We start from the raw sequence: 24,414 nt of genomic DNA, 5'->3' as shown, positions 1-24,414 counted from the left end.
CAGAACCTCACTTCGGTCCGAACCGCTGGCCGGCGTCGAGGCGCAGGCACTGGCCGTTCAGCATCGGGTTGTCGACGACCGCCAGGGCGAGCTTCGCGTATTCCTCGGGCCGGCCCAGCCGCCGGGGGAACGCCGCGTCCCTCACCAGGGCGGCCCGCGTCCCGGCGGGGATCTTCTCGGTGGCGCCGGTCTCGAACAGACTCGGCGCGATGGCGACGACCCGGATACCGAGGGAGCCGAGGTCCCGGGCCATGGTCAGGCTCATGCCGGCGATGGCCGCCTTGGCGGCGGAGTAGGCGACCTGCCCGATCTGCCCCTCGAAGGCGGCGATCGAGGAGGTGTTGACGATGACACCGCGTTCGCCGTCCGGTTCCTCGGGCTCGTTGCGGCTCATGTGCGCGGCGGCCAGCCGGCTGATGTTGAAGGTGGCGACGGTGTTCAGGTCGAGGATCCGGCGGAAGGTGTCCAGGTCGTGCGGGCCGTCCCTGCCCAGGGTGCGCCGCACACTGCCGCCGCCCGCCGTCGTGACCGACACGTGCAGCCCGCCCAGCGCCTGTACGGCCGCGTCCAGCGCGCTCTCGGTCGCCGCGAAGTCGGTCACGTCGACGGGGTGGAAGCTGCCGCCGAACGCGGCGGCGACCTCGCCGCCCGCCGACACCGGGCGGTCGAGCACGGCGACGTCGGCGCCGCGGGCCGCGAGGAGTTCTGCGGTGGCCCGGCCCATGCCGGAGGCGCCGCCGACCACCACCGCCTTCTTTCCCTTGATCTCCATGGGGAACCTTTCGGATCGTCCGCTCACGCGGATGCGGGAGACGCCCGCAGGAAGGTGCAGAGCCGGTCGCGGTGGACGGCGGCGTCGCCGTACAGCACGCTGTCGGCCCTGGCCCGGCGCAGGTGGAGGTGGAGCTCGTGCTCCCAGGTGAAGCCGATGCCGCCGTGCAGCTGGAGGGCCCGGCCCGCGACCTCGCCCGCCGCGGCCGCGACGTACGAGGCGGCGGCGCAGGCGGCCCGGCCGGCGTCCTCGGCGCCCGCGTCGGCGGCCATCGCCGCGTAGTAGCCGGCCGCACGGGCGCCGTGCACCCGCAGCGCGATGTCCGCGCAGGCGTGCTTGACGGCCTGGAAGGTGCCGATGGGGCGGCCGAACTGCACGCGGGACGTGGTGTGTTCGACGGTCAGTTCCAGCATGCGCTCCATCACCCCGAGCGCGTCGGCGCAGCGCAGCACCGACGCCTCGTCGAGGAGCCGCTGGATCTCGCCGGGGCCGGCGGTGAGACGGCGGTCCGGCGGCACCCGCACACCATCGAACCGGACCTCGTGGAACGAGCGGGTCAGGTCCAGGACCCGCTGCCGCCCGACCGTCACACCGGGGGCCGCACGGTCGACGAGGAAGGACGCCGGGACCCCGTCCTGGCGTGCGGTGACGAGCAGCCAGCGGGCGCCCCCCGCGTCCTGCACCGCCGTCTTCGCCCCGTCCAGGACCACCGCGTCCCCGTCGGAGCGGGCCGTGGCCCGCACGCCGTCCAGGGACCACGGGGCGTGCGGTTCGGCGAAGGCCCAGGTGGCCCAGTGCGAGCCCGCGGCGAGCACGGGCAGCACCTCGGCGCGCAGCGCGGCCGACCCCGTGGCGGCGAGCGCCCGCCCGGCGACCGCGGTGGACGTGACGGGTCCCCGCCCGAGCGCGCGCCCCATCTCCTCGGCGACGAGGGCGAGTTCCACCAGGCCCTGGCCGGCGCCGCCGTACTCCTCGGGCAGGCCGAGACCGGGCCAGCCGAGGTCGGCCGTCAGCCGCCACACCTCGGGGTCGACGTCCTCCGTACGGTCCGCCCAGGCCCGTACGTGCTCGATCGGGGCCCGCTCCGACAGCAGGTCGCGGGAGGCCTCACGGAGGAGTTCCTGCTCTTCGCTGAGCTCGAAGTTCACCACTTCAAGGTATCCTCTTTTGGATGGTCGGTCGAGATCGCTCGCTGAGATTGCAGGTGATCTGTCGATCAACCCTGTATTTGAGTATTCTGAATCCCATGGTTGATGCCGTTTTTCTCTCCGCGTGCCGCACCGCCATCGGAACCGCCCGCCGGGGGAGCCTGCGGGACACCGACGCCTTCGAGCTCGCCGTCGTCGTCGTCCGCGAGGCCGCCAGGCGGAGCGGACTGCCACCCGAGGCGATCGACGACGTCGTCCTCGGCGAATCCCTGGCCGGAGGCGGCGACATCGCCCGCCACGCGGCCCTCCAGGTGGGCCTGACCCAGGTCCCCGGCCTGGCCCACAACCGGCACTGCGCCTCCGGCCTGGCCAGCGTGGCGACCGCCGCCGCCGGCGTACGCGCCGGGATGGACCGGGCCGTGATCGCGGGCGGGACGCACTCCTCGTCGATGGCGCCGGTGGCCCGGAGGCGGATTCCGGGGAGCGACGACTGGCAGGACCCCTGGATGGCGCCGACCCATGCGCCGACGCCCGACGCACCCAACGACGACATGGGGGTCCTTGTCGGCTGGAACACCGCCCGGCTGGCCGGGCTCACCCGGGCGGAGATGGACGCCTGGGCGCTGCGCTCCCACGAGCGGGCCGTACGCGCCATCGACGAGGGCCGGTTCGCCGACGAGATCGTGCCCGTGCCGGTCACCGGCCGGGACGGGACCACCTCGGTCTTCGACACCGACGAGCATCCGCGCCGCGACACCAGCGCCGAGAAACTCGCCGCGCTGAAGGTGCTGCACCCCGAGATCGAGGGGTTCTCCATCACGGCCGGCAACTCCAGCGGAGTCAACGACGGCGCCGCGGCGGTCGTCGTCGCCGGTTCGGACCTGGCCGCCGCGCACGGACTCACCCCGATCGCGACCGTACGGTCCTGGGCGAGCGTGGGAGTCGACCCCGTCGAGACGGGGCTGGCGCCGGTCGCGGCCATCCGCAAGGCCCTCGACCGGGCCGGGCTCGGCATCGGCGACGTCGACCTGGTCGAGGTCAACGAGGCCTTCGCGGCCGTGGCCGTGGCCACCACTCGTGAGCTGGGTCTCGACCCCGAGCGGGTCAACCCGTTCGGCAGCGGCTGCAGCCTCGGCCACCCGATCGCCACCACCGGCACGCGCATGGTCGTGACCCTCGCGCACGAACTGCGCCGCCGGGGCGGCGGGACCGCGGTCGCCGCCATGTGCGCGGGCGGAGGCATGGGCTCGGCGATGGTCCTGACGGTCTGACCGACGGTGATCCAGGTCGGAGCCGAGGGGCTGGACTGCCGCTGGGCGGACGGTGTGCTGTGGCTGACGCTCGACCGGCCGCAGGCACGCAACGCCATGACCATCGCCATGCGGCGCGGGCTGATCGAGGCGGTCCGGGCGGCCGACGCCGACGCGGAGACCCGGCTGGTCGTCCTCACCGGCACCGATCCCGCGTTCTCGGCCGGCATCGACCTCAAGGAGGCGCTGGGCAACGGCACCGGCTCCCCGCGCGGCACGCGCACGGACCCGGCCGAGGTGGTGCGGGCGTCCCGCACGCCGGTGCTCGGGGTGGTCAACGGCCTTTGCTACACGGGGGCGTTGGAGCTGGCGCTGTCGTGCTCGTTCCTCATCGCCTCCGACCGGGCACGGTTCGCCGACACCCATGCCGCGATCGGACTGGCGGCGGGCTGGGGGATGAGCGCGCTGCTACCGCGCGCGGTCGGCACCCGGCTCGCGCGCCGGATGATGCTGACGGGCGAGGCCATCGACGCCCCACGGGCCCTGGCGGCGGGCCTGGTCACCGAAGTCGTGCCGCACGACTGCCTGCTCGACCTGGCGCGCGAGATCGCGGACCTGATCCGTGCCGCCCACCCCGGGGCCGTCGCGGAGACACTCGCGCTGCTCGCGGACGGGGAGGACACCAGCCTCGCCCACGCCCTCGCGCTGGAGGCACGGGCGAAGCTGCGCCGACACCACGACGTGGCCGAGGTGGCGCGCCGGTTCGGGGAACGGACCGGGTGAAATCCGCTGCGGTTCGGCAGCGCCCGCGAAGGGGGGCGCGGGGCTGTGCAAACGTGCGGTTACCGCCGCGTGGGCGCGACCAGCCACGATGACGCCGCAGACGATCGACGGCGCTTCGTGGCCCCGCGGCGGAGCCGCACATCGGCACAGCCGGCGGAGCGTTCACGCCGCCGTCGCCTCCCCCAGGTAGCGCCGCAGCAGCTCGGGTCCCGCCAGCCCCGCGGCACCCGCCCAGGCGACACTCCCGCGCCGCAGGACGAGACAGTGGTCGGCGAAGTCGAGCGCCCGGCTCGCGAACTGCTCGATCATGACGACGGCCACACCGGCGGACCGGGCCCGGCGCAGGCTCTCGAAGACCACGTCGACCATCTTCGGCGCGAGCCCCAGCGACAGCTCGTCGGCGATCACCAGGCGGGGGTCGGCCGTCAGGGCCCGGGCCAGCGACAGCATCTGCTGCTCGCCGCCCGACAGCGTCCCCGCGGCCTGTCGCCGCCGCTCCCGGAGCACCGGAAAGATCTCGAAGGCCCGCTCCAGGGCCGCCGGCCGGCCACGCCGGTCGCCGGCGGTGGCCATCCGGAGGTTCTCCAGCACCGTCAGGGTGGGAAACACCCCGCGCCCTTCGGGGAGATGGACGAGCCCGGCGCGGCGGATCGCGTCGGGCGGCTGCCCGGTGAGGTCCCGGCCGTCGAGCGCGAAGCTTCCGGCGGCGGCCGGTACGAGTCCCGACAGGGCTCTGGCCAGCGTGCTCTTCCCGGCTCCGTTCGGTCCCAGCACCGCGAGCGCGCTGTTCGGCGGCACCTCGAACGTCACGTCCCGCAGCGCCGGGACGGCCCCGTACCGGACCGTCAGGTCACGGACGGCGAGCAGCGGGGAGCCGGTGACGGTCATGCGGAAGTCCGTTCCTCGTCCTGGCCCGCGCCCAGGTACGCGGCGCGTACGGCGGGATCCCGGCGCACCTCGGCGGGGGAGCCCGCACTGATCTCGACGCCGAAGTCGAGGACGTGGACCACGTCGCTCATCCCCAGCACGAGCTCGACGTCGTGCTCGACCAGCAGCAGCGACACCCCGTGGTCGGCCACGACACGGGTGAGCGTCGACGCCAGCTCGTCGGTCTCGCGCGCGTCGAGTCCGGACGACGGCTCGTCGAGGAGCAGCACACCCGGGTCGACGGCGAGGGCCCGGGCGATCTCCAGCAGCCGGCCGGTGCCCAGGGGCAGCCCGCCGGCCGGCCGGTGCGCCTGCCCGGTCAGCCCCAGCTCCGCGAGCAGCGCGTCGGTCCTGCGGTCCTCGTCGGCCGGAGCCCGCCGGAAGCCGCCCCGGTGACGAGGTCGGTCCAGATCCGGCGGCGGGCGTGCCGCAGCCGGTACGCGAGCAGCACGTGCTCACGGACGGTCAGCCCCGGGAACAGCTCCGGATGCTGTAAGGTACGCGCCAGCCCCCGCCGGGCCCGTGCCTGCGCACTGGCCCGGGTGACGTCGCGGCCGTCCATCAGGACAGTGCCCTCGCTCGGCGCGAGCAGCCCGGACAGCACGGCGAACAGCGTGCTCTTGCCCGCGCCGTTGGGGCCCACCAGCCCGACCGCCGTAGCCGGCGGCACGGCCAGGCCGACCTCGCTCAGGGCGACGAGTCCGCCGAAGCGGACGGTGACCCCGCGGGCCTCGATGCGCGGTGGTGCCGTACCCGGTGCCGGTTTCATACGAGTTCTCCCTCGGGCGTCGAAGGCTCCTCGGCGCGGGCTCGCCGGCTCTGCCGCCATCGGCCCAGCTCGCGCAGTTGCCGGGCGTGCATCGCGATGATCCCCTCGGGGTTGCGGGCGAGCATGACCGCGCCGAAGCCGAACAGGATGACCGGGATCCCGGCCCAGCGGGTCGGCAGGTACGTCCGGAACACGCTGGGCAGCACGGCGAACGCCACTCCGGCGACGAGCGCCCCGACGACGGGCCGCGCTCCCACGGTGACCAGGACGGCCAGCCAGACCAGGCCGGTGAACGGGTTGAACGAGTCGGGCAGCGCCGACTGGTAGGCGAGCGCCAGGAGACCGCCGCCGACCGCCGCGACGAAGGTGGCCACGGCGGACACGAGCACCTTGACCGGCACGACGCCGAGCCCGAGCGTGCGGGAGCCGGCCTCGCTCCAGCGGACCGCCGTCACGGCGAGCCCCGCCGTCGAGCACCGCAGGTTGACGACGAACAGGCCCAGTACGGCGAACACCGCCAGCCCGAGCAGCGCGAAGCTCCGGTTGTCCAGAGCCCAGGCGGGGCGGGGCATGAAGATGCCCTGACCGGAGTTGTAGAAGCGGTCGCGCAGGAAGACCAGGTTCTGGGCGAGCAGCCCGAAGGTCAGGGTCACCAGGGCGACGTACAGGTTGCCCAGCCGGATCGTCAGCAGGCCGAGCACCACACCGACCGGGACCACGCACACCGCGCTCACCAGCACCGCCGCCAGGGGCGGCCACCCGGAGTTCGTGGTCAGGTCGGCCGCGAACAGGGCGCCCAACCCCGCGAAGGTGATCTGGCACAGCCAGATCATGCCGCCCTCACCGGTGACGAGCGTGCCGGACAGCAGTGCCGTGGCCAGCGCGATGCTGTTGGCCGTCAGTCCGGTCCAGAAATCGTCGAGGACCAGGGGCAGACACCCGACGACGGCGAGGGTCGCCAGCGGTGCCAGAAACCCCGAGGGAGCCGTGATCGCGGGCGCGCCCGTGCCCCCCGCGCGGACGGCGCGGTCCGGCACACCGCCCGCGGGTGCGTCGCCCGCCCGGCCGCGCACCGCGTGGGCGAGCAGGAAGACGAGCATGAAGAGGAAGGGGACGCTCGGCACGATCTGTGCCGACAGCGCGCTCTGCGGATCGAGGTAGCGCTGGATCACGCTGGTGACCACGCCCATGGCCAGGGCGACCGCGACGGCCGTCGGCAGACTGCGCAGCCGGGCCGCCACCACGGCCGCGAAGGCGGCCGCCATCAGGAACGTCATCCGGCGGCGTCACCGGCCTGCGGCGAGCAGATACCCGGCGTGAAGGTCAGCGCCGGGTAGCGGCCGGGCGGCACGTGCCTCAGCGTGCCGCCCAGCTGACCGTCTTCGTCTGCAGGTACTCGTCCAGGCCGAACTCGCCCCACTCCCGGCCGAGTCCGCTCTGCTTGTAGCCGCCGAAAGCGGCCCGGGGTATCACTCCGGCGCTGCTCGCGTTGATGGCGACCGCGCCGGTCCGGATACGGGACGCCATCTCGTACGCGGCCACGGTGTCGGCGCTCCACACAGCGCCGGCGAGACCGTAGGGACTGTCGTTGGCGATCCGCACCGCCTCCTCGTCGTCCGCGAACGGAATGACGACGCCGACCGGGCCGAAGAACTCCGTGCGTGCGACGGTCATGGAGTTGTCGACGTCGGCGAAGAGCGTGGGTTCGACGAAGTAGCCGCGCCGGAGACCGGGGGGCCGGCCGCCGCCGCAGACGAGTCGGGCCCCCTCTTCCTCGCCGGCGCGGATCAGCTTCTCGACCTTGCCCCGCTGGGCCTCGCTGATCAGCGGGCCCATGGTGGTGGCCGGGTCGGCCGGATCGCCGACCTTCACCCGCGCGAGGGCCGCGGTCAGCCGGGCCACCAGTTCGTCGTGGACGGACTCGTGGACCAGCGTGCGGGTCAGCAGGGAGCAGCCCTGTCCGGCATGGGCGGTGATGCCCGTGAACGCGGCGCGGACCGCCCCGTCGAGATCGCCGTCCGCGCGGACGATGTTCGCCGACTTGCCCCCGAGTTCGAGGACGACCTTCTTCAGCGAGGCGGCGGCCTGGGCGTAGACCGTGCGGCCGACCGTGTCGGAGCCGGTGAAGCTCACCAGGTCCACCATGGGATGGGTGGTCAGCGCCCGGCCCGCCGCCGCGTCGCCGGTCACGATGTTCAGCACACCCGGCGGCAGCCCCGCGGCGTCCGCGAAGTCACCGATCAGCAGGGACTCCAGGGGCGTGGCGGGCGCCGGCTTCAGCACGGCGGTGCAGCCGGCCGCGAGTGCCGGGATCACCTTCATCATGCTGAGGAAGAACGGGAAGTTGTAGGCGGAGACCAGCGCACACACCCCGAACGCCTCGCGGCGCAGCACCCCTTGGGAGACGCCGATGCCGGGCGCGATCGTGGGGTCCATCGGGCGCTCCCAGTCGAACCTGGGGATCACCCGCTCGGCCATGTCCCGCAGATGTGCCACCGGCACGCGGGTCTGAAGGGTCTCCGCCAGGCCCCGGACCGAGCCCGCCTCCGCCATGTTGACGGCGACGAGTTCGGGCAGCCGACGCTCCATCTCCTCCGCCATCCGTAGCAGGACGCCGGCCCGTTCCAGCGGCCGCATCCGTGGCCACGGTCCCTCGTCGAAGGCGCGCCGGGCCGCCTGCACGGCCTCGTCGACGTCGGCCGGCGAGGAGCCGGGGACCTCGGCGATCGTCTCCTCCGTCGCCGGGTTGCGGACGGAGACCGGCGTGTCCGACCGGCCGCCGGTACGCCGCCCGTCGATGTAGAGCTGCGCGGAGAACGCGTACGCCGTCGTCATGTCCGTCTCCTGCTCGCCTGCGGTGATACCCGAGCCTGTTCAAGTTGAGTGTACTTAATTGGTGCATCATGAGAAGGGTGTGCGCCATGTTCCCCGTGTCAGCAAGGCGTCAGGTTTCGCGGCGGGAACTGCCTGCTCATTCCGTATGCTGAATCATTGACTAGACCGATCGGTACAGCTAACTTCGGCAACACCAGCGGGTTGGATTTCTGCGACGAACGACGAGGTTCGAAAGAGGTACCGCCTGTGTTCAAGGAATTTGTCGTCTCCGGCGACTCGCACATCATCGAGCCGGTCGATCTCTTCAAGACCCGGCTGCCCAGGCACCTGCGTGACCGTGCCCTGTGGGAAGAGGAGTTCACCCTCGACGAGCCGATCGTCGAGGGCGGGCACACCGAGTTCAAGAAGCTGCACACCATCGGCTTCGACGGCTGGACCATCTCCAAGTACCGGCAGACCGGCGGGGAGACCCCGGACGGCGACCCGGAACACATCCTCCGGGACATGAACTTCGACGGCGTCGACGCCTCGGTGATGTTCCCGAACCTCTCGCTGTTCGTCCTGTTCACGGACGACCACGAACTCTCCATGGCCCACGCGCGGGTGTGGAACGACTATCTGGCCGAGCGGTATCTGCCGTACAAGGACCGGCTGCGGCCGACGGCGGCGATCCCGCTCACGGACGTCCCCGCGGCGGTCGCGGAGATCGAGCGGGTCGCGCGCCTCGGGATCGGCGCGATCCTCCTGCCGGAGATCCCGCCGTTGCCGTACTACGCACGCGAGTTCGACCCGGTGTGGGCGGCCGCCCAGGCGCACGGGCTGCCGGTGTTCATCCACGTGGCGACCGGCGGAGTGCGGGTCAAGGAGCAGGTGTCCGAGACCGCGCTCACCGTCCGCGGCCTGATGACGGCCATGAACATGGGCAAGGGAAACCTGACCGACGACATGGTGGCCGGCCGGACCATGGGCAGCGCCGTCGGCTCGGCCGTGGCCGGCCCGCAGGGCATCATCGCCAGCCTCGTCGGCGGCGGGGTGTGCGAGCGTTTCCCGGACCTGCACTTCAACCTGATCGAGTACACGGCCGGCTGGCTGGTCTCCTTCATGGGGTACATGGACAAGGCGTGGAAGACGGGCACGGGTCAGGACCCTGACTGGTGGCTCGGTTTCTGGGACGACAGCCGCGGTCCGAAGGAGCAGCCCTCCATGGGGCGCCTGTTCGCGGTGAACGACAAGTGGCCGTACCCGCTCAAGCCGACCGAGTACGTCCGCCGGCAGATCCACGTCCAGTTCGCCGACGATCCCACGGCCGTCAAGGCCCGCCACATCACGGGCCTGTCGACGGTGATGTGGGGCAACGACTACCCGCATGCCGAGGGCACGTTCCGCAGCAGTGAGGAGTGTGTCGCGGAGAACTTCGAGGGGGTGGGCGACGAGGACCGCGCCGCCATCCTCGGGGGCACCCTCGCGAAGGTCGTCGGCTTCGACACCAGCCGTAAGCTCGCCCCGGTCCCCGAGCAGGCCTGAGCGCCCGGCTCGCGTCCGCCCGGAGGAGCGCCCCGTCCCGGGGCGGACGCGCTGCCGCGGTGCGTGGCCGGAAGCGGCGGATCGGTGGTGCGGCGCCCCTCGAGCCACGCCCAGGGGGGGCCGAATCAGGAGTGCGGGCAACTGCGCGGCCAGCCCTCACCGACCCGCAGACGCACTTCTCGGACCCGCGCTACCGCTCGCCGCTCAGACCGCATCCGGCAGCGCGCCGATCAGGGCCAGCCCGGCTCGGGCGTACGCGGCACGGCGGCCGCGGCTCACCATGAAGCTCGGTGGGGCGAAGAAGCCGATGTCGCGGGGGAGCGAGCCGACGCGGCGGCTCAGCGTCTCCTTCGCGTCGGCGGTCGTGCCGCAGACGGCGATCTCGGTGAGCATCTCGTCGGTGACCGCCCGGGCCATGGTTTCGGTGTCACCGGCCCGGAAGGCGTCGCGCAGCCGGGCGACGGGCTCCTCCCAGCCGTGGTGGGCGACGAAGGGGTCGTACGTCCGGACCGTGAGGTAGAAGGCGATCATGCGCCGGGCGTCGGCGATCGCGCGTTCGGGCGCGTGGTCGTCGACCGCCGTGATGATCCAGCCGTGTTCGAGCGGACGCGTGCCGGCCGGGTCGTGTTCGTCCGCACCCCGGGCCACCGCGGGCCGTATGACCTCGTTCCACCAGGAGCCGGTGAACAGCCCGTGCCCGACGACGCCGTCGGCGACCCGGCCGGCGGTGACGGCCATCCGGGAGTTGAACGCCGCGAGCAGGACGGGGATGTCCAGCCGGCCGAGCACGGGGGCCCGGACGTCGGCGTCGAGGTCGTAGAACTCACCGGCGTACCGGACCCGCTCGCCGTTCTCCGCGTGCAGCCAGGCCACTACGGCACCCACGGTCTCGGCGATCCGGGTCACCGGCCGTTCCGCGGGCACGCCCAGCCAGTCCCTGTTGATCCGGAACGCCGCGCTGCCCAGCCCGAGGAACAGCCGGCCCGGCGCCTGGGCGTGCAGGTGTCGCAGGGCGGTGGCGTGGGCGTAGGGGGTGCGGGCGAAGGCGTAGGCGATGGCGGGCCCCGCCATCGCGCGCTCGGTGTTCGCCACGATGTCGGCCACGGTGAGGTAGGAGTCGTGGTCGGCGAACTCTCCTGCGCAGAAGGCCTCGGCGCCGGCCTGCTCGGCCTCCCGTCCGACGTCCCGGCCGGGCCAGGGCATACCGAACCGCATGACAGCCTCCCGTTGGTCACCTCGTAACGGCGTTCTCTTGAAAAAAGTACACTTATTTGGGTGTGGGCGGGAAGTCGTCAGCGCAGTGTCCACCTCCCCCGGGGCACCGCCGCGCGGTCGATCTCGGCCTTCCCGATCGGGTTCCCGAGCTGCGTGTAGGACAGGCCGGTGCGCAGCGCCTGGGTGCGGGTGGAGTCGAGGGACTCCCAGATCGCACGGACCGTGCCCTGGACGGCGGCCGGCGGCTTCGCGGCGATGATGCGGGCGATGCCGTCGGCCCGGTCCCACAGGTCCTCGCGCGGCAGCACCTCGCTGACCAGGCCGATCTGCAGCGCGCGGGCCGCTGACACGCGCTCGTCCAGACCGAGCAGGGCGATGCGCAGCGCCTCGCCGAGGGGGACGCGCCGGGCCAGCCCGATGGGTTCGAGGGCTGCCGTGAGCCCGTAGCTGACATGCGGGTCGAAGAACGTGGCGTCCTCCGAACAGATCAGGATGTCGGCCTCGTTCAGCCAGTAGAAGGCACCCCCCGCGGCCATCCCGTGCACCGCGCAGACCAGGGGTTTCCACACCTGGTTCAGCTTCGGCGAGAGGTACTCGCCGGGATCGGTCTGCGACCAGACGTTGGGGTGGCGGTCGATGCCCTCCTTCACGTCCATCCCCGTGCAGAACGCCCGGTCACCCGCCCCGCGCAGCACGACGACGCGCACGTCGTCGTCGTTCCTGACGGTGTCCCAGAGGAAGGTGAACTCCTCCAGCATCCGCTGGTTGAAGCCGTTCATCGCCTCGGGCCTGTTGAGGGTGACGGTGGCGACGTGGTCGGTCACCTCGAACAGGACGGTCTCTAGTTCCATCCGGCAGCTCCGTTCTCGACGCGATCGAGGAAAGTAGTATACTTTTCTCTGGTTACTCGGTGCCGCATGTTCGGCGCCACGAGAGCCGCGGAGGACACTGCGATGAGGCCACGCGTGGGGCAGATGCTCGCCAGTACGGTCGACACGACGGCGGTGATCGTCGTGCGGTGCCCGGACGAGGAACTGGAGATCGGCTGCGGCGGAGCCGCCATGGTCGAGGGCAACGGGAACGGGGCGGGATCCGCCGCCACCGGTACGGCCGACCCGGGCCTGACGGGCGGTTCACTGCTCGGGAAGCGGTACGCCGACGACGAGCTGGGCGTGGAACTGCTGTGCACCAAGCCGGGACCCGGCACGCTGACGGTCAACGGCGTCCCGCTGCCGATGAAGACCGCCAAGCCGCTCCCGGCCTCGGACTGAGGGGCGGGCGGTCCGTGAACGTGTCGATGCTCCTGGACATGGCCGCCGAGGGTTTCGGTGACCGGGTCGTCATAGGGCGCACGGACGACGGCCTGACCGCCGCGCGGCTGCGTGAACTCGCCGCCGGCGGGGCGAGGTCGATCCGCGACGCCGAGGCCGACGCGATCGTGTACCTCGCGGTGAACGGTCCGGCCCTCCCCGCCGCGCTGTTCGCGGCCGCCCGCGCCGGAGTACCCCTGGTACCGGTCAACTACCGCCTGGGCGACGCCCAGCTGGACGCCCTGCTGGCCAACCACCCCCGTGCACTGGGCATCGCCGACCCGGCCCACGGCGCGGCGCTGCGCCGCGCGGGACTGCCGGTCCGCAGCCCCGCCGAGTGGCTCGCCCAGGCCGCGGAGCACGCCGACGCGCCGGGCGGAGCCGACGACGGCCAGGCGGTTCCCGAGGCCCCCGCCGTCCTCATCTACACGAGCGGCACGACCGCCGAGCCGAAGGGCGTGGTACTGCGCCACCACAATCTGGTCTCCTACGTCCTGTGCACGGTGGAGTTCGCCGCGGCCGACCCCGACGAGGCCGCGCTGGTGAGCGTTCCGCCATACCACATCGCCGCCGTGTCGAACGTGCTGACCAACCTGTACGCCGGGCGTCGTGCCCTCACCCTGGAGCAGTTCACCCCGGACGGCTGGCTCGACGTCGTACGGGAGCAGCGGATCACCAACGCGATGGTCGTACCGACGATGCTCGCCCGCATCATGGACACGGACGGGCTCGACCGCTCGGTGCCCTCGCTGCGCACGCTCGCCTACGGCGGGGCCCGGATGCCGGTCCGGGTCGTCGAGACCGCGCTGCGGGCCTGGCCGCACGTGGACTTCGTGAACGCCTACGGGCTCACCGAGACCTCCTCCACCATCACCGTGCTGGGCCCGCAGGAGCACCGTACGGCCGTCGCGAGCGAGGATCCCGCGGTTCGGGCCCGGCTCGGCTCGGCGGGGCTGCCGGTGCCGGGTGTCGAACTGGAGGTCCGCGACGTGTCCGGCGCGGTGGTGGCCCCCGGCGGGACCGGGCAGATCTGGGTACGCGGCGAGCAGGTGTCGGGGGAGTACGCGGGAGGGGGCTCCGCCGTCGACGAGCGGGGCTTCTTCCACACTCGCGACCGGGGCCGCCTCGACCACGACGGCTACCTCCACCTGGAGGGCCGGGCCGACGACACGATCATCCGCGGCGCCGAGAACATCGCGCCCGCCGAGATCGAGGACGTCCTGCTCGGCCACCCGGACGTGCTCGACGCGGTGGTCGTCGGCGTCCCCGACGAGGAGTGGGGCCAGCGCATCGAGGCGGTGGTCGTCCTGCGCGACGGCGTGAGCGTCGACCCGGAGGTCCTGCGGGCCGAGGTGCGCGGCACGCTGCGCGGCTCGAAGACGCCGGAGCGCATCACCCGCTGGCCGGAACTGCCCCGCACTCCGACCGGCAAACTGATCCGCCGCGACATCGTCCGGGCGCTCACCGCCGGGGACCGGACGGGGGCCGGCGCATGAGCGTCGTCGCCGACAGCGCGGACCTGACCGCGGAGCTGACGCGGCGGACGGCCGTCGCCCTGCGCGACTGGGCACCCGAGGCCACGGTGGAGTCGGTCGAACCGCTCGCCGGCGGCACGTCGAGCCTCACGTACGTGGCCGTACTGGCCGGTGCCCCCGCCGGCCACGAGCGCGTCGTCCTCAAGGTGGCCCCGCCCGGCCTGGAACCGGTCCGCAACCGGGACGTCCTGCGCCAGGCGCGGCTCATGCAGGTGCTGGCCGGGGTGCCCGGTGTCCGGGTGCCGAAGGTGCTGTTCTCCGGCAAGGGCGCTCCCACGGCCCAGCAGCCGTTCGTGGCCATGGAGCTGGTGCCCGGACAGTGCGTGGAGCCGGTGCTCGTGCCCCGCGGAACCGTGCCCGCCGGGCAGGTGCGGGCCCGTGCGCTCGACGCCGCCCGGATGCTCGCCCACCTGCACCGCGTGGACCCCAAGCGCACCGCGCTGGCCGTGGAGCCCGTCGTCACGCCCGCCGCCGAGATCGACCGCTGGGCACGGGCGTTCACCACCGTCCCCGAGGACCTGCGCGCCGGTTGCGAGGCGGTCGAGGCACGCCTGCGGGCCACCGTGCCCGCCGCGATGATGCCGGTGTTCATCCACGGCGACTACCGGCTCGGCAACGCACTGTGCGACGCCGACTCGGTCAACGCGGTCATCGACTGGGAGATCTGGTCGCTCGGCGACCCCCGGGTCGACATCACCTGGCTGACCTTCTTCACGGACGAGGCACATCACCCGGCGTCCGTCTCCGAGGAGCCGACCGGGATGCCCGGCAAGGCCGAGCTGATCGACGCGTACCAGGAGGCGCGTGGCGAACCGCTGCGTGACATGGCGTGGTTCGAGGCGCTGACGAAGTACAAGGAGGCGGCGGCGACGGCGCTGCTGATCAAACGGGGGCGGAAGGCGGGGCGGTTGACCGACATGCATCGGCGGATGGCACCGGCGTTGCCGGTGTTGTTGGACGAAGCAATGGGGTTGCTCGGCTGAGTGCTTCGGCTGCGGGCGCGTCGTGGTTGCTCGCGCAGTTCCCCGCGCCCCCAAAAACGGGGCGCGATCGCAGCCCCTGCTTTCAGGGGCGCGGGGAACTGCGCGACCAGCCCCCACGCACCCGCACTGTTCAGTACAACCCGCCATCCACCCGGATGACCGACGCCGTCGTGTAACTCGACGCCTCGCTCGCCAGATACAGCGCCGTGCTGATGATCTCCTCCGGCCGTCCCGGCCGGCCCACCGCGCTGCGCGTGCTCTGCCTCTTCTCCTCCGTCCACGCCTTGGAGATGTCCGTCAGGAACGGGCCCGCGGAGATCGTGTTGACACGTACCGTCGGACCGTACTCCAGGGCGAAGACCGTGGTCAGCGCGTTGAGCGCGGCCTTGGCACCGGCATACGGGCCGAACCGCGGCTGGGGGAACAGCGCGCCCGACGAGGAGATGTTGACGATCGAACCGCCGTCGCCCTCGGCCATCCGCCGCCCGACCAGCGAGGCGAGCCGGAACGGGCCCTTGAAGTTGACGCCGATCACCTTGTCGAAGAGCTCCTCGCTGGTCTCCGCGGAGGAGGGGGCCAGCGGGGACATCCCGGCGTTGTTGACGAGGACGTCGACGTGACCGAACTCCTCGTACGCGAGGTCCGCGAGCCGGCCGAGGTCCTCCCAGCGGCCCACGTGCGCGGCGACCGGCAGCGCGCGCCGGCCCAGCTCGCGGACCTCCGCCGCGACCGTCTCGCACGCGTCGAGCTTGCGGCTCGCGACCACCACGTCCGCGCCCGCGGTGGCGAAGGCCCGCACCATCTCCCGGCCCAGCCCCCGGCTTCCGCCGGTGACGAGCGCGACCTTGCCGGACAGGTCGAACAGGTCGGCCGGGGCGATGGACTTGGCGTCCCGACCGCCCGCGTCGCGCTCGCCGCTCATCCGTCCACCCGGCCGCTGAGAGCGTCGTCCTCGATGATGTGGGCGTACCGCTTGCGGGCCGCCTCCAGCTTCGGCGGGATGTGCTCGCTCGGGAACAGGCCCTCGGCCGGCGTGTAGTTCCTGAGGAGCTGCTTGGCGATGGTGGTGCGGTGCACCTCGGTCGGGCCGTCGGCGAGAGCGAGGTTGGGCGCGGCCATCCACCACTTGGCGAGCGGGAGTTCACCGGTGGTGCCGAGCGAGCCGTGCAGATGGACCGCCCGCTGGACGATGTCGTGCAGCACCTTCGCCGTCTGCACCTTGCACATCGCGATCTGGGTGCGGGCGGCGCCGTGGGGCTGGGTGTCGATGATCCAGGCGGTGTGCAGCACGAGGAGCCGGAACTGCTGCAACTCCACCCAGGAGTCCGCGATGAACTGCTGCACCGCCTGCTTGTCGGCGAGCAGGGTCCCCTGCGTACGGCGGGACAGCGCGCGCTCGCACATCATGTCGAAGGCGCGCGCGCACTTGCCCACCGTACGCATCGCGTGGTGCACCCGGCCGCCGCCGAGCCGGGCCTGTGCGACCTCGAAGCCCTCGCCGGGGGCGCCGAGCATGGCGTCCAGCGGGACGCGTACCTGGTGGTAACGGATGTAGGCGTGGATGCCCTCGTCGAGGTTCTCCCGCTCGTCCATGGTGCCGACGTTGCGCTTGATCTCGATGCCGGGCGTCCGTGACGGCACGATGAACATCGACATGCGCTGGTGCGGGGGCGCGTCCGGGTCGGTGACGGCCATGGCGATGAGGAAGGCCGCGTACCGGGCGTTGGAGGAGAACCACTTCTCCCCGTCGATCACCCACTGGTCGCCGTCCCGCCAGGCGCGGCAGGTGAACTCCTTGGGGTCGGCGCCCGCCTGCGGCTCGGTCATCGAGAAGGTCGAGACGATCTCGCCGTCCAGCAGCGGCCGCAGATACTCGGCCTTCTGCTCCTCGGTGCCGAACATCGCCAGGATCTCGGCGTTCCCGGTGTCCGGCGCGGCGGTGCCGAAGACCGTCGGCGCCCAGTAGGAGCGGCCGAGGACCTCGTTGAGCAGGGCGAGCTTCACCTGGCCGTAGCCGGGCCCGCCCAGTTCGGGGCCGAGGTGGCAGGCCCACAGACCCTGCTTGCGGACCTGCTCCTGCAACGGCCTGAGGATCGCGCGGGCCTTCTCGTTGCCGGTGTCGTACGGGTCACCGCCGTGCGGGAACAGGAGGTCGAGCGGCTCGACCTCCTCGCGCACGAAGGCGGTCGCCCAGTCGAGCTTGGCCTGGAAGTCAGGTTCGATCGTGAAATCCAGCATGGCGAAAACAGTATACTTTTTGGCGGCCCCGGTCCATACTCGGAGCCGCAAGGGGTCGATTGGGTATGCGCAATAGCAGGTATGCGCGTAAGTGAGGTCGGGAGGTCGAGTCGGATGCAGAGGCCGATGGAGGGCGTGCGGGTGCTCGAAGTCGCGCAGTTCACCTTCGTCCCGGCGGCGGGTGCCGTGCTGGCCGACTGGGGTGCCGACGTGATCAAGATCGAGCACGCCGAACGCGGCGACGCCCAGCGCGGGCTGGTGCGGGTGCTCGGGTACGAGGCGGCCAGCGAGGGTTCCTCGTTCTTCCCGATCATGGAGGGGCCCAACCGCGGGAAACGCAGCGTCGGCCTCGCCCTGGAGAAGCCCTCGGCGCGGCCCGCGCTGGAGGAACTGATCCGGTCCAGCGACGTGTTCCTCACCAACTTCCTGCCGGAGGCCCGCAAGAAGCTGCGGATCGAAGTGGAGGACGTCCGGGCGATCAACCCCGACATCATCTACGTCCGGGGCAGCGGCTTCGGCGCCCGCGGGGAAGAGGCCGGCAAGGGCGGCTACGACAGCACCGCCTTCTGGGCGCGCGGCGGCAGCGCCGCCGGTGTCACCCCGCCAGGCGCCGACCGCATGACCCGGATGCCGGCCGGCGCGTACGGCGACTCGATGGGTGGCATGACCATCGCCGGCGGCATCGCCGCCGCGCTGTACTCCCGGGCCACCACCGGCGAACCGTCCGTCGTGGACGTGTCCCTGATCGGCGTCGGCGCCTGGGCGACCCAGTTCACCGTCAACCTCGCGCTGCTGACCGGCGGCCCGCTCCCGGTGCGGACCCAGCCCCGGTACGGCTCGGCCACCAACCCGCTCATCGGCGCCTACCGCACCGCCGACGGCCGCTGGATCGAACTGTCGATGCTGCAACCGGGCCGCTACTGGGCCGAGTTCTGCAAGCTGGCCGGCCGCGAGGAGCTGGGCGGCGACGAGCGGTTCGACAGCACCGAGAAGCTGATGGCGAACGCGGCCGAGGCCGCCGAGATCGTCGCCGGTCTCATAGCCTCCCGCCCCTACCCGGAGTGGGTGGAGATCCTCTCCCGGGGCGAGGGGCAGTGGTCGGCCGTGCAGAACGCCTGGGAGGTGGGCCAGGATCCGGCCCTGCGGGCCAACGGCCTCATCGCCCCCGTCGTGGACGCCGACGGCGTCGACCGCGAACTGGTCGCCTGCCCCGTGCAGTTCGACGAGACCCCGGCCACCCTCACCCGGGCACCGCAGTTCGCGGAACACACGGACGAGGTGCTGCGCTCGCTCGGCTTCAGTGCCGACGAGCTGATCGCGCTCAAGATCGACGGCGCGGCGACCTGACGGACGTACGGCCAGACGGCGAGACGACCAGGCGACGAGACGTGACCGGACGACGAGACGTGACCGGACGTACGACGAAAGGAGCCGTGATGCGGACGAAACTCGACGAGTCCGAGGGAACGTACGAGGGCACGCCCGCCTACCACTTCGACAACCGGCTCGGCGGGCCGGTCCTCAGCCACCAGGAGCGCTGGGACGAGATGGCCGGCACCCACGACGGGTTCCGCAGCACCGTCGCGCGCGGCTTCTGGGTCGTCACCGACGGGCCGGCCGTGCAGCAGGCGCTCCAGGACTGGCGGACCTTCTCCAGCAAGTCGGTGACGGCGCTGGAACCGGACCCGAAGTTCCTGTGGATACCCGAGATGCTGGATCCGCCCACGCACAGCGTGTGGCGGCGCCTGCTCGGCCGCTACTTCTCCCCGGGCGCCGTGGCCGCCCGAGAACCGGAGGCCCGCCGGACCGCGGCGGAGCTGATCGACGCGCTCAAGGACCGCGACGGCGCCGACGTGCTCGACGAGTTCGCGCGCCGCTTCCCGACCCTGATCTTCATGCGCATGATGGGCCTGCCGGAGGACGACCTTCCCACGTTCCTCGCCTGGACCCGCGAACTGCTGCACCTCTCGCACGCCGAGGACCCGGGCGGCGCCCGGCAGCTGACCGCCATGCGGGAGGTGTCGGCGTACTTCGAGGAACAGATCGCGCTGCGCCGCAGAACGCCCCTGGACGACCTGCTCTCGCACGCCATGACCTGGACCATCGACGGCGAACCGATCAACGACCGGGACATGCACGCCTTCTGCGTCCTGATGTTCCAGGCCGGCTTCGACACCGTGCCCATCTCGATCGGCTGGGCGCTGTACCACTTCGCCACGCACCCGGAGCAGCGCGCCGCGATCCTCGCCGATCCCTCGCTGATCCCGACCGGAGTCGAGGAGATCCTGCGCGTCTACTCCTTCGTCGTCCCGGCGCGCAAGGCGACCCAGGACGTCGAGATCGGGGGCTGCCCGGTCAGGGCGGGCGAGATGGTGATGCTCCCGCTCGCGGTCACCAACCGCGACCCCGAGCGGTACGAGCACCCGCTGGAGGTGGACCTGCACCGCAAGGCCACCAACCACATCGCGTTCGGCTCCGGCCCGCACCGCTGCCTGGGCTCGCACCTCGCCCGCCTCGAACTCAACGTGGCGGTCGAGGAGTGGCACCGGCGCATCCCCGACTACCGGGTCGCCCCCGGCCAGGAGCTGTGGCAGCACGGCAACATGTACGGCATCAAGTCGCTGCGGCTGGAGTGGTGAGGCGCCGGCCATGACACATCCCCTGCACGCGGCGGACCTGTACCACACCGGGATCGTCGTCGACGACGTGGACGCCTGGAAGGCCCGGATGACGGAGGCCGCCGGGTACCGGTGGACCGAGACCATGTCGGCGGAGCTGCCGGTGCGGCTGTCGGACGGCGACCGGTTGCTGAACCTCCGCTACACCTACTCCCTGGACGCTCCGCACATCGAGCTCGTCCAGGCGATCCCCGGCACCCCGTGGACGGCCGCCGCACACATCGCCACCCACCATCTCGGCTACTTCTGCGACGACCTGGCGACGACGTCGAAACGGCTGGCGGCGGCGGGCTTCGCCCTGGAGGCCTGCGCGGTCGTCGACGGCGAACCGTCCGTCTTCGCCTACCACCTGGCCCCCTCCGGCATCCGCATCGAGATCGTGGACCGCACCCGGATTCCCGACTTCGCCGCCTATCTGCGGTCGAAGACGCCCCGGTGAGGGCCGACGTGACCGCCGACACGACGGCCGACGTGACCGCTGTGGCTCCGGCCGCAGCGGCGGCCGAGGACGGGAAGGACGTGTCAGCCACCTTCACCGAGGAGCACGAGCAACTCCGCGCGACGCTGCGCCGCTTCCTGGCGGACAAGGCGCCGAGCGAGGCCGTGCGCCGCTCGATGGAGTCCGCGGACGGACACGACCCGGTGCTCTGGCGGCGGATGGCCGGCGAACTCGGCCTGCTCGGGCTGGCGTTGCCCGAGGAGTACGGCGGCTTCGGCGGCGGCCCCGTCGAGTTGGGCCTCGTCCTGGAGGAACTGGGCCGGGCCCTGCTGCCCTCCCCGTACTTCGCGACCGTGGCCCTGGCAGGCCAGGCCCTCGCGGTCTCCGGCGACGAGACGGCCAAGGCACGCTGGCTGCCGGGTATCGCCGACGGCTCGCTGACCGGCACGCTGGCACTGGCCGAGGAGAACGGCTCGTGGCACGTCGAGGACGTGAGGGCCGAGGCCGTACCCGACGGGCGCGGTCCCGGCGACCGGGTGTCGGGCACGAAGATGTTCGTCGTCGACGGCCACAGCGCCGACCTCGTCCTGACCGTCGCCCGCTCGGCCGCCGGCCCCCGGCTGTTCGCCGTGGAGGGTACGGCCCCCGGAGTGACCCGCACCCGGCTGGAGACGCTCGACCCGACCCGGCGCCTGGCGCGGATCGATCTCGACGGCGCCCCGGCGCTGCCGGTGGGCCCGGCGGCCGCGGACGCCGCAGCGTACCTGCGCCGGGTGACCGACCTCGCGGTGGTGGCGCTGGCCGCCGAGCAGGCCGGCGGCGCGCAGGCGTGTCTCGACGCGGCCGTGGCGTACGCCAAGGTCCGGGTGCAGTTCGGCCGGCCCATCGGCTCCTTCCAGGCGGTCAAGCACAAGTGCGCCGACATGCTCCTGAAGGTGGAGGCGGCACGCTCGGCGGCCTACCACGCGCTGTCCGCGGCGGCGGACCTGCCGCGGCCGGGGGAGTCGAGCGAGTCGCCGCTGTCCACGGCCGCCGCGGTCGCCGCCGTCTGCTGCGCGGACGCCTACACCCACGCGGCCAAGGAGAACATCCAGATCCACGGAGGCATCGGCTACACCTGGGAGCACGACGCGCACCTCCATCTGAAACGCGCGAAGTCGTCCGAGCAGCTCCTCGGCAGCCCGGCGACGCACCGCCGGCGGCTGGCCGGGCTGGTGGGAATCACCGCGCCAGAGGCGACGAAAGGCCGAGCACGTGGGAATCCGTGACCGTCTGTCCCGGCTGCTCGCCGAAGCCGCCGCCGAGGCCGAGGCGATCGAGTACGACGGCGAGTGGTGGACCTGGGGACAGGTCCGCAGGACCGCGGGCGGTGTCATGGCGCTGCTGGACGAGGTGGGCCTGCCGCCCGGCGGCCGGGTCGGCGTCGTACTGGAGAACCGGCCCGAGCACGTCGCCGTGGTCGCCGCGGTGATCGCCTCCGGGCGCTGCCTGGTCATGCTGAGCCCGTTGCAGCCGGCCGAGCGGCTCGCGTCCGACGTCGACCGCTGCGTGCTGCCCGTCGTCGTCGGCGGCGCCGAACCACTGGCCCGCACAGGCGTGTTGGAAGCGGTGACCGCCCACGGCGCCGCGCTGGAACTGGGTCCGGACGGCACGGTGAAGCCGGCCGGCGGCACCGCTCCCGCCGACGCCCCGGCCAACCCCGGCGTCGCCGTGGAGATGCTCACCTCCGGCACCACCGGCCCCCCGAAACGCGTCCACCTGCGCATCGGCCAGCTCGACCAGGCCCTCGTCTCCGGCGGGCAGACGCCGAAAGCGGAGCGTCTGCTGTCGACGTCGGCCTCGCTCGTGTCCAGCCCGCTCGTGCACATCGGAGGGCTGTGGCGGGCGCTCGCCTGCCTCGCGACCGGACGTCGCATGCTGCTGATGCCCAAGTTCGCCGTCGAACCGTGGACGAGCGCGGTGGAACGGCACGGGCTGCGCGCGGCGAGCCTGGTGCCGGCCGCGATCCGCGCCGTGCTCGACGCCGAGGTGCCGAAGGAACGGCTGGCGAGCCTTCAGGTCGTCACCTCCGGCACCGCGCCCTGCCCGGCCGAACTCGCCGACGCGTTCTTCCGCGCGTACGACGTGCCCGTCCTGATGACCTATGGGGCGACCGAGTTCGCCGGAGCCGTCGCGGGCTGGACGCTGCCGCTGCACGAGCGGTGGTGGCGGCAGAAGGCGGGCAGCGCCGGGCGCGCCTTCGACGGCGTCGAGCTGCGGGTGACCGGCGAGGACGGCGCGGAACTGCCCGTCGGCCGGACGGGCCGCCTGGAGGTCAGGACCGAACAGAGCACGCACGGCGGCCGGGTGTGGGCGCGCACCAGCGACCTCGCCCGGATCGACGCCGACCGGTTCGTCTGGATCGAGGGACGCGCCGACGACGCGATCGTCCGCGGCGGCTTCAAGGTGCAGCCGGACACGGTCCGCCGCGTCCTGGAGTCGCACCCGGCCGTACGGGAGGCGGCCGTGGCCGGACTGCCGGACGTGCGGCTCGGCGAGGTACCGGTCGCGGCGGTCGAGGCCGAACCGGACCGGCCCGCACCGGACCCCGCCGAACTCGCCGCCCTCTGCCGCGGCCGGCTCACCCCCTACGAGGTGCCCGCACACGTCGTCGTCCTCGCCGAACTGCCCCGGACCCCCTCGGGCAAGGTCAGCCGGGTGGAGCTGCTGGGCCTGGTCCGGGACCGGCTGGGACCGAAGGAGGAACAGCGATGACGGACACCGAGGAGCGGTTCGGCGTGCTCACCGACGAGGCCGTCGAACGCTCCAGGCGCCGCCTAGGCATCCCCCGGCCCCAGCGCAACCCCCCGCACAACTACGAGGTGACCTGGGACGCCGTCCGCCACTTCGCCTACGGCTACGGCGACGACAACCCCCTGTACTGCCACCCCGCGTACGCGGCCGGCACCCGCTGGGGCACCCTGCTCGCACCGCCCACCTTCCTCTACACGATGGGCGAGGACGCCGCCCCGCCGCCCGACCCCGGGACCAAGGCGCTCCTCAAGGGCGACCCCTTCGCCGGACTCGGCTCCTACCAGGCGGTGATGGAGTTCGAGTGGTGGCGCCCGCTGCGACGGGGCGACCGCTGCCGGGTGCTGCAGACCCAGGTGGGCGTCGACCTCAAGCCCAGCCGCTTCGGCGGCCGCACGGCCCACGTCGTCAACGACTACCTCTACGCCAACGGGCGCGGTGAGATGCACGCCCTGCGCCGGGGCACCTGGATCAACGCGGAGCGCCACACCTCGAAGCAGCGGGCCAAGGAACGACTCGTCCAACGGCCCTACACCGACGAGGAACTGGCCGCGATCGACACCGCCTACGCGGCCGAGACCCGGCGCGGCGCCGAGCCCCGGTACTGGGAGGACGTCGAGATCGGCGAGGAGCTCCAGCCCCGCGTGAAGGGGCCGCTGACCACCACCGACGTGGTCGTCTGGCACCTGGGCTGGGGCATGCAGCTCACCCCGCCCGGCGCGTTCGGGATCGCGGCGAAGGTCCGGCGCAAGGCGCCCGGCCTCTACCCGCCCAACCCGCTGAACATCCCCGACACCGTGCAGCGGCTGCACTGGGAGCCCGAGCGGGCCCGGGAACTGGGCCTGCCGGCCCCCTACGACTACGGCGGCATGCGCGAGACCTGGCTGTGCCACCTGCTCACCGACTGGATCGGCGACGACGGCTGGCTGTGGAGACTCCGCTGCGAGCACCGCAGGTTCAACTACCGCGGCGACACCACCTGGGTGCGCGGCACGGTCGTCGGCAAACGCCTGGCGGACGGGCGCGCCGAGGTCGACGTCGAGGTGCGCTGCGAGAACCAGCGGGGCGAGGTCACCACCCCCGGTACGGCCGTCGTCCTGCTGCCCACCCGCGACCGGCCCGTCGAACTCCCCGCGCCGCCCGCGGCGGACCTGGACGGCATGGTCGCCCATGAACTGGCCCGATTCGCCGTGACCGGCGAGCATTCGAGGAGGTAGG

Annotated in this window: 23 protein-coding genes and 1 pseudogene; 12 read left to right on the top strand and 12 right to left on the bottom strand. The window is 72.5% G+C overall.

The window, feature by feature from the left end; genetic code table 11:
- Positions 1–7 precede the first annotated feature (7 nt).
- Complete coding sequence (locus ACFY6U_RS18095; protein ID WP_390039269.1) at positions 8–772, bottom strand: SDR family NAD(P)-dependent oxidoreductase; 765 nt, start codon at positions 770–772, stop codon at positions 8–10.
- A gap of 23 nt (positions 773–795) precedes the next feature.
- Positions 796–1,920, bottom strand: a complete 1,125-nt coding sequence (locus ACFY6U_RS18090) for an acyl-CoA dehydrogenase family protein (protein WP_390039267.1) — start codon at positions 1,918–1,920, stop codon at positions 796–798.
- 98 nt (positions 1,921–2,018) lie between these two features.
- On the opposite strand from ACFY6U_RS18090, the gene ACFY6U_RS18085 reads away from it, so the two are divergent.
- A complete protein-coding gene (locus tag ACFY6U_RS18085; RefSeq protein ID WP_390039265.1) occupies positions 2,019–3,191 on the top strand; it encodes a thiolase family protein in 1,173 nt (390 codons plus the stop codon).
- Between the two features lie 6 nt (positions 3,192–3,197).
- Positions 3,198–3,953, top strand: a complete 756-nt coding sequence (locus ACFY6U_RS18080; RefSeq protein ID WP_390039263.1) for an enoyl-CoA hydratase-related protein — start codon at positions 3,198–3,200, stop codon at positions 3,951–3,953.
- 162 nt (positions 3,954–4,115) lie between these two features.
- On the opposite strand, the gene ACFY6U_RS18075 is transcribed toward ACFY6U_RS18080, so the two are convergent.
- From ACFY6U_RS18075 to ACFY6U_RS18050, 6 genes and pseudogenes are all read right to left on the bottom strand, one after another.
- Positions 4,116–4,841 carry an ABC transporter ATP-binding protein gene (locus ACFY6U_RS18075; RefSeq protein ID WP_390039261.1) on the bottom strand — a complete coding sequence of 242 codons (726 nt, stop codon included), beginning with the start codon at positions 4,839–4,841 and terminating at the stop codon, positions 4,116–4,118.
- Positions 4,838–5,110, bottom strand: coding sequence for a hypothetical protein (locus ACFY6U_RS18070; protein WP_390039259.1), 273 nt, complete (start codon positions 5,108–5,110; stop codon positions 4,838–4,840). The genes ACFY6U_RS18075 and ACFY6U_RS18070 overlap by 4 nt, the downstream gene beginning before the upstream one ends.
- Before the next feature lie 36 nt (positions 5,111–5,146).
- Positions 5,147–5,203, bottom strand: a pseudogene (locus ACFY6U_RS18065) (hypothetical protein); the annotation flags it as partial.
- On the bottom strand, positions 5,200–5,649 hold the full coding sequence (locus ACFY6U_RS18060; RefSeq protein WP_390039257.1) for an ATP-binding cassette domain-containing protein: 450 nt from the start codon (positions 5,647–5,649) through the stop codon (positions 5,200–5,202). The pseudogene ACFY6U_RS18065 and the gene ACFY6U_RS18060, both read right to left, overlap by 4 nt.
- Complete coding sequence (locus tag ACFY6U_RS18055; protein WP_390039255.1) at positions 5,646–6,926, bottom strand: branched-chain amino acid ABC transporter permease; 1,281 nt, start codon at positions 6,924–6,926, stop codon at positions 5,646–5,648. Before ACFY6U_RS18055 ends, ACFY6U_RS18060 begins: the two co-directional genes overlap by 4 nt.
- A gap of 79 nt (positions 6,927–7,005) precedes the next feature.
- A complete protein-coding gene (locus ACFY6U_RS18050; RefSeq protein WP_390039253.1) occupies positions 7,006–8,484 on the bottom strand; it encodes an aldehyde dehydrogenase family protein in 1,479 nt (492 codons plus the stop codon).
- Positions 8,485–8,730: 246 nt separating this feature from the next.
- Here ACFY6U_RS18050 and ACFY6U_RS18045 point away from each other — a divergent pair, with 246 nt between their 5' ends.
- The gene (locus ACFY6U_RS18045) at positions 8,731–10,008 is read left to right on the top strand and encodes an amidohydrolase family protein (protein WP_390039251.1); all 1,278 of its coding nucleotides are present in this window, start codon (positions 8,731–8,733) and stop codon (positions 10,006–10,008) included.
- Between the two features lie 204 nt (positions 10,009–10,212).
- On the opposite strand, the gene ACFY6U_RS18040 is transcribed toward ACFY6U_RS18045, so the two are convergent.
- Positions 10,213–11,223 carry an LLM class flavin-dependent oxidoreductase gene (locus ACFY6U_RS18040; RefSeq protein WP_390039249.1) on the bottom strand — a complete coding sequence of 337 codons (1,011 nt, stop codon included), beginning with the start codon at positions 11,221–11,223 and terminating at the stop codon, positions 10,213–10,215.
- 77 nt (positions 11,224–11,300) lie between these two features.
- Positions 11,301–12,074, bottom strand: a complete 774-nt coding sequence (locus tag ACFY6U_RS18035; protein ID WP_390039247.1) for an enoyl-CoA hydratase/isomerase family protein — start codon at positions 12,072–12,074, stop codon at positions 11,301–11,303.
- A gap of 102 nt (positions 12,075–12,176) precedes the next feature.
- On the opposite strand from ACFY6U_RS18035, the gene ACFY6U_RS18030 reads away from it, so the two are divergent.
- The 3 genes from ACFY6U_RS18030 to ACFY6U_RS18020 are packed head-to-tail and all read left to right on the top strand — an operon-like array spanning position 12,177 to position 15,051.
- Positions 12,177–12,494 (top strand): hypothetical protein, encoded by a 318-nt coding sequence (locus ACFY6U_RS18030; protein WP_390039245.1) that lies wholly within the window; start codon positions 12,177–12,179, stop codon positions 12,492–12,494.
- Between the two features lie 14 nt (positions 12,495–12,508).
- Positions 12,509–14,029, top strand: a complete 1,521-nt coding sequence (locus ACFY6U_RS18025; RefSeq protein WP_390039243.1) for a class I adenylate-forming enzyme family protein — start codon at positions 12,509–12,511, stop codon at positions 14,027–14,029.
- On the top strand, positions 14,026–15,051 hold the full coding sequence (locus ACFY6U_RS18020) for a phosphotransferase family protein (RefSeq protein WP_390039241.1): 1,026 nt from the start codon (positions 14,026–14,028) through the stop codon (positions 15,049–15,051). The genes ACFY6U_RS18025 and ACFY6U_RS18020 overlap by 4 nt, the downstream gene beginning before the upstream one ends.
- A 130-nt stretch (positions 15,052–15,181) precedes the next feature.
- On the opposite strand, the gene ACFY6U_RS18015 is transcribed toward ACFY6U_RS18020, so the two are convergent.
- Entirely contained in the window at positions 15,182–15,973 is a 792-nt protein-coding gene (locus tag ACFY6U_RS18015; RefSeq protein WP_390039239.1) for an SDR family NAD(P)-dependent oxidoreductase, read from the bottom strand.
- Complete coding sequence (locus ACFY6U_RS18010) at positions 15,970–17,289, bottom strand: acyl-CoA dehydrogenase family protein (RefSeq protein WP_390039237.1); 1,320 nt, start codon at positions 17,287–17,289, stop codon at positions 15,970–15,972. Before ACFY6U_RS18010 ends, ACFY6U_RS18015 begins: the two co-directional genes overlap by 4 nt.
- Before the next feature lie 114 nt (positions 17,290–17,403).
- Between ACFY6U_RS18010 and ACFY6U_RS18005 the strand changes: the two genes are divergently transcribed.
- From ACFY6U_RS18005 to ACFY6U_RS17980, 6 genes are all read left to right on the top strand, one after another.
- The gene (locus ACFY6U_RS18005; RefSeq protein ID WP_390039235.1) at positions 17,404–18,636 is read left to right on the top strand and encodes a CaiB/BaiF CoA transferase family protein; all 1,233 of its coding nucleotides are present in this window, start codon (positions 17,404–17,406) and stop codon (positions 18,634–18,636) included.
- Between the two features lie 89 nt (positions 18,637–18,725).
- Entirely contained in the window at positions 18,726–19,928 is a 1,203-nt protein-coding gene (locus ACFY6U_RS18000) for a cytochrome P450 (RefSeq protein ID WP_390039233.1), read from the top strand.
- A gap of 10 nt (positions 19,929–19,938) precedes the next feature.
- Positions 19,939–20,406, top strand: coding sequence for a VOC family protein (locus tag ACFY6U_RS17995; protein ID WP_390039231.1), 468 nt, complete (start codon positions 19,939–19,941; stop codon positions 20,404–20,406).
- An 80-nt stretch (positions 20,407–20,486) separates the two neighbouring features.
- Positions 20,487–21,674, top strand: a complete 1,188-nt coding sequence (locus ACFY6U_RS17990) for an acyl-CoA dehydrogenase family protein (protein ID WP_390039718.1) — start codon at positions 20,487–20,489, stop codon at positions 21,672–21,674.
- Positions 21,661–23,160, top strand: a complete 1,500-nt coding sequence (locus ACFY6U_RS17985) for a class I adenylate-forming enzyme family protein (RefSeq protein ID WP_390039229.1) — start codon at positions 21,661–21,663, stop codon at positions 23,158–23,160. Before ACFY6U_RS17990 ends, ACFY6U_RS17985 begins: the two co-directional genes overlap by 14 nt.
- Positions 23,157–24,413, top strand: a complete 1,257-nt coding sequence (locus tag ACFY6U_RS17980; protein ID WP_390039227.1) for a MaoC family dehydratase N-terminal domain-containing protein — start codon at positions 23,157–23,159, stop codon at positions 24,411–24,413. The genes ACFY6U_RS17985 and ACFY6U_RS17980 overlap by 4 nt, the downstream gene beginning before the upstream one ends.
- Position 24,414: the final 1 nt, after the last annotated feature.

Source organism: Streptomyces sp. NPDC013157 (assembly GCF_042899865.1).
Taxonomy (GTDB): Bacteria; Actinomycetota; Actinomycetes; order Streptomycetales; family Streptomycetaceae; genus Streptomyces.
Note: the sequence above shows the minus strand (reverse complement) of the source record. Positions and strands in the feature narration are given on the sequence as shown.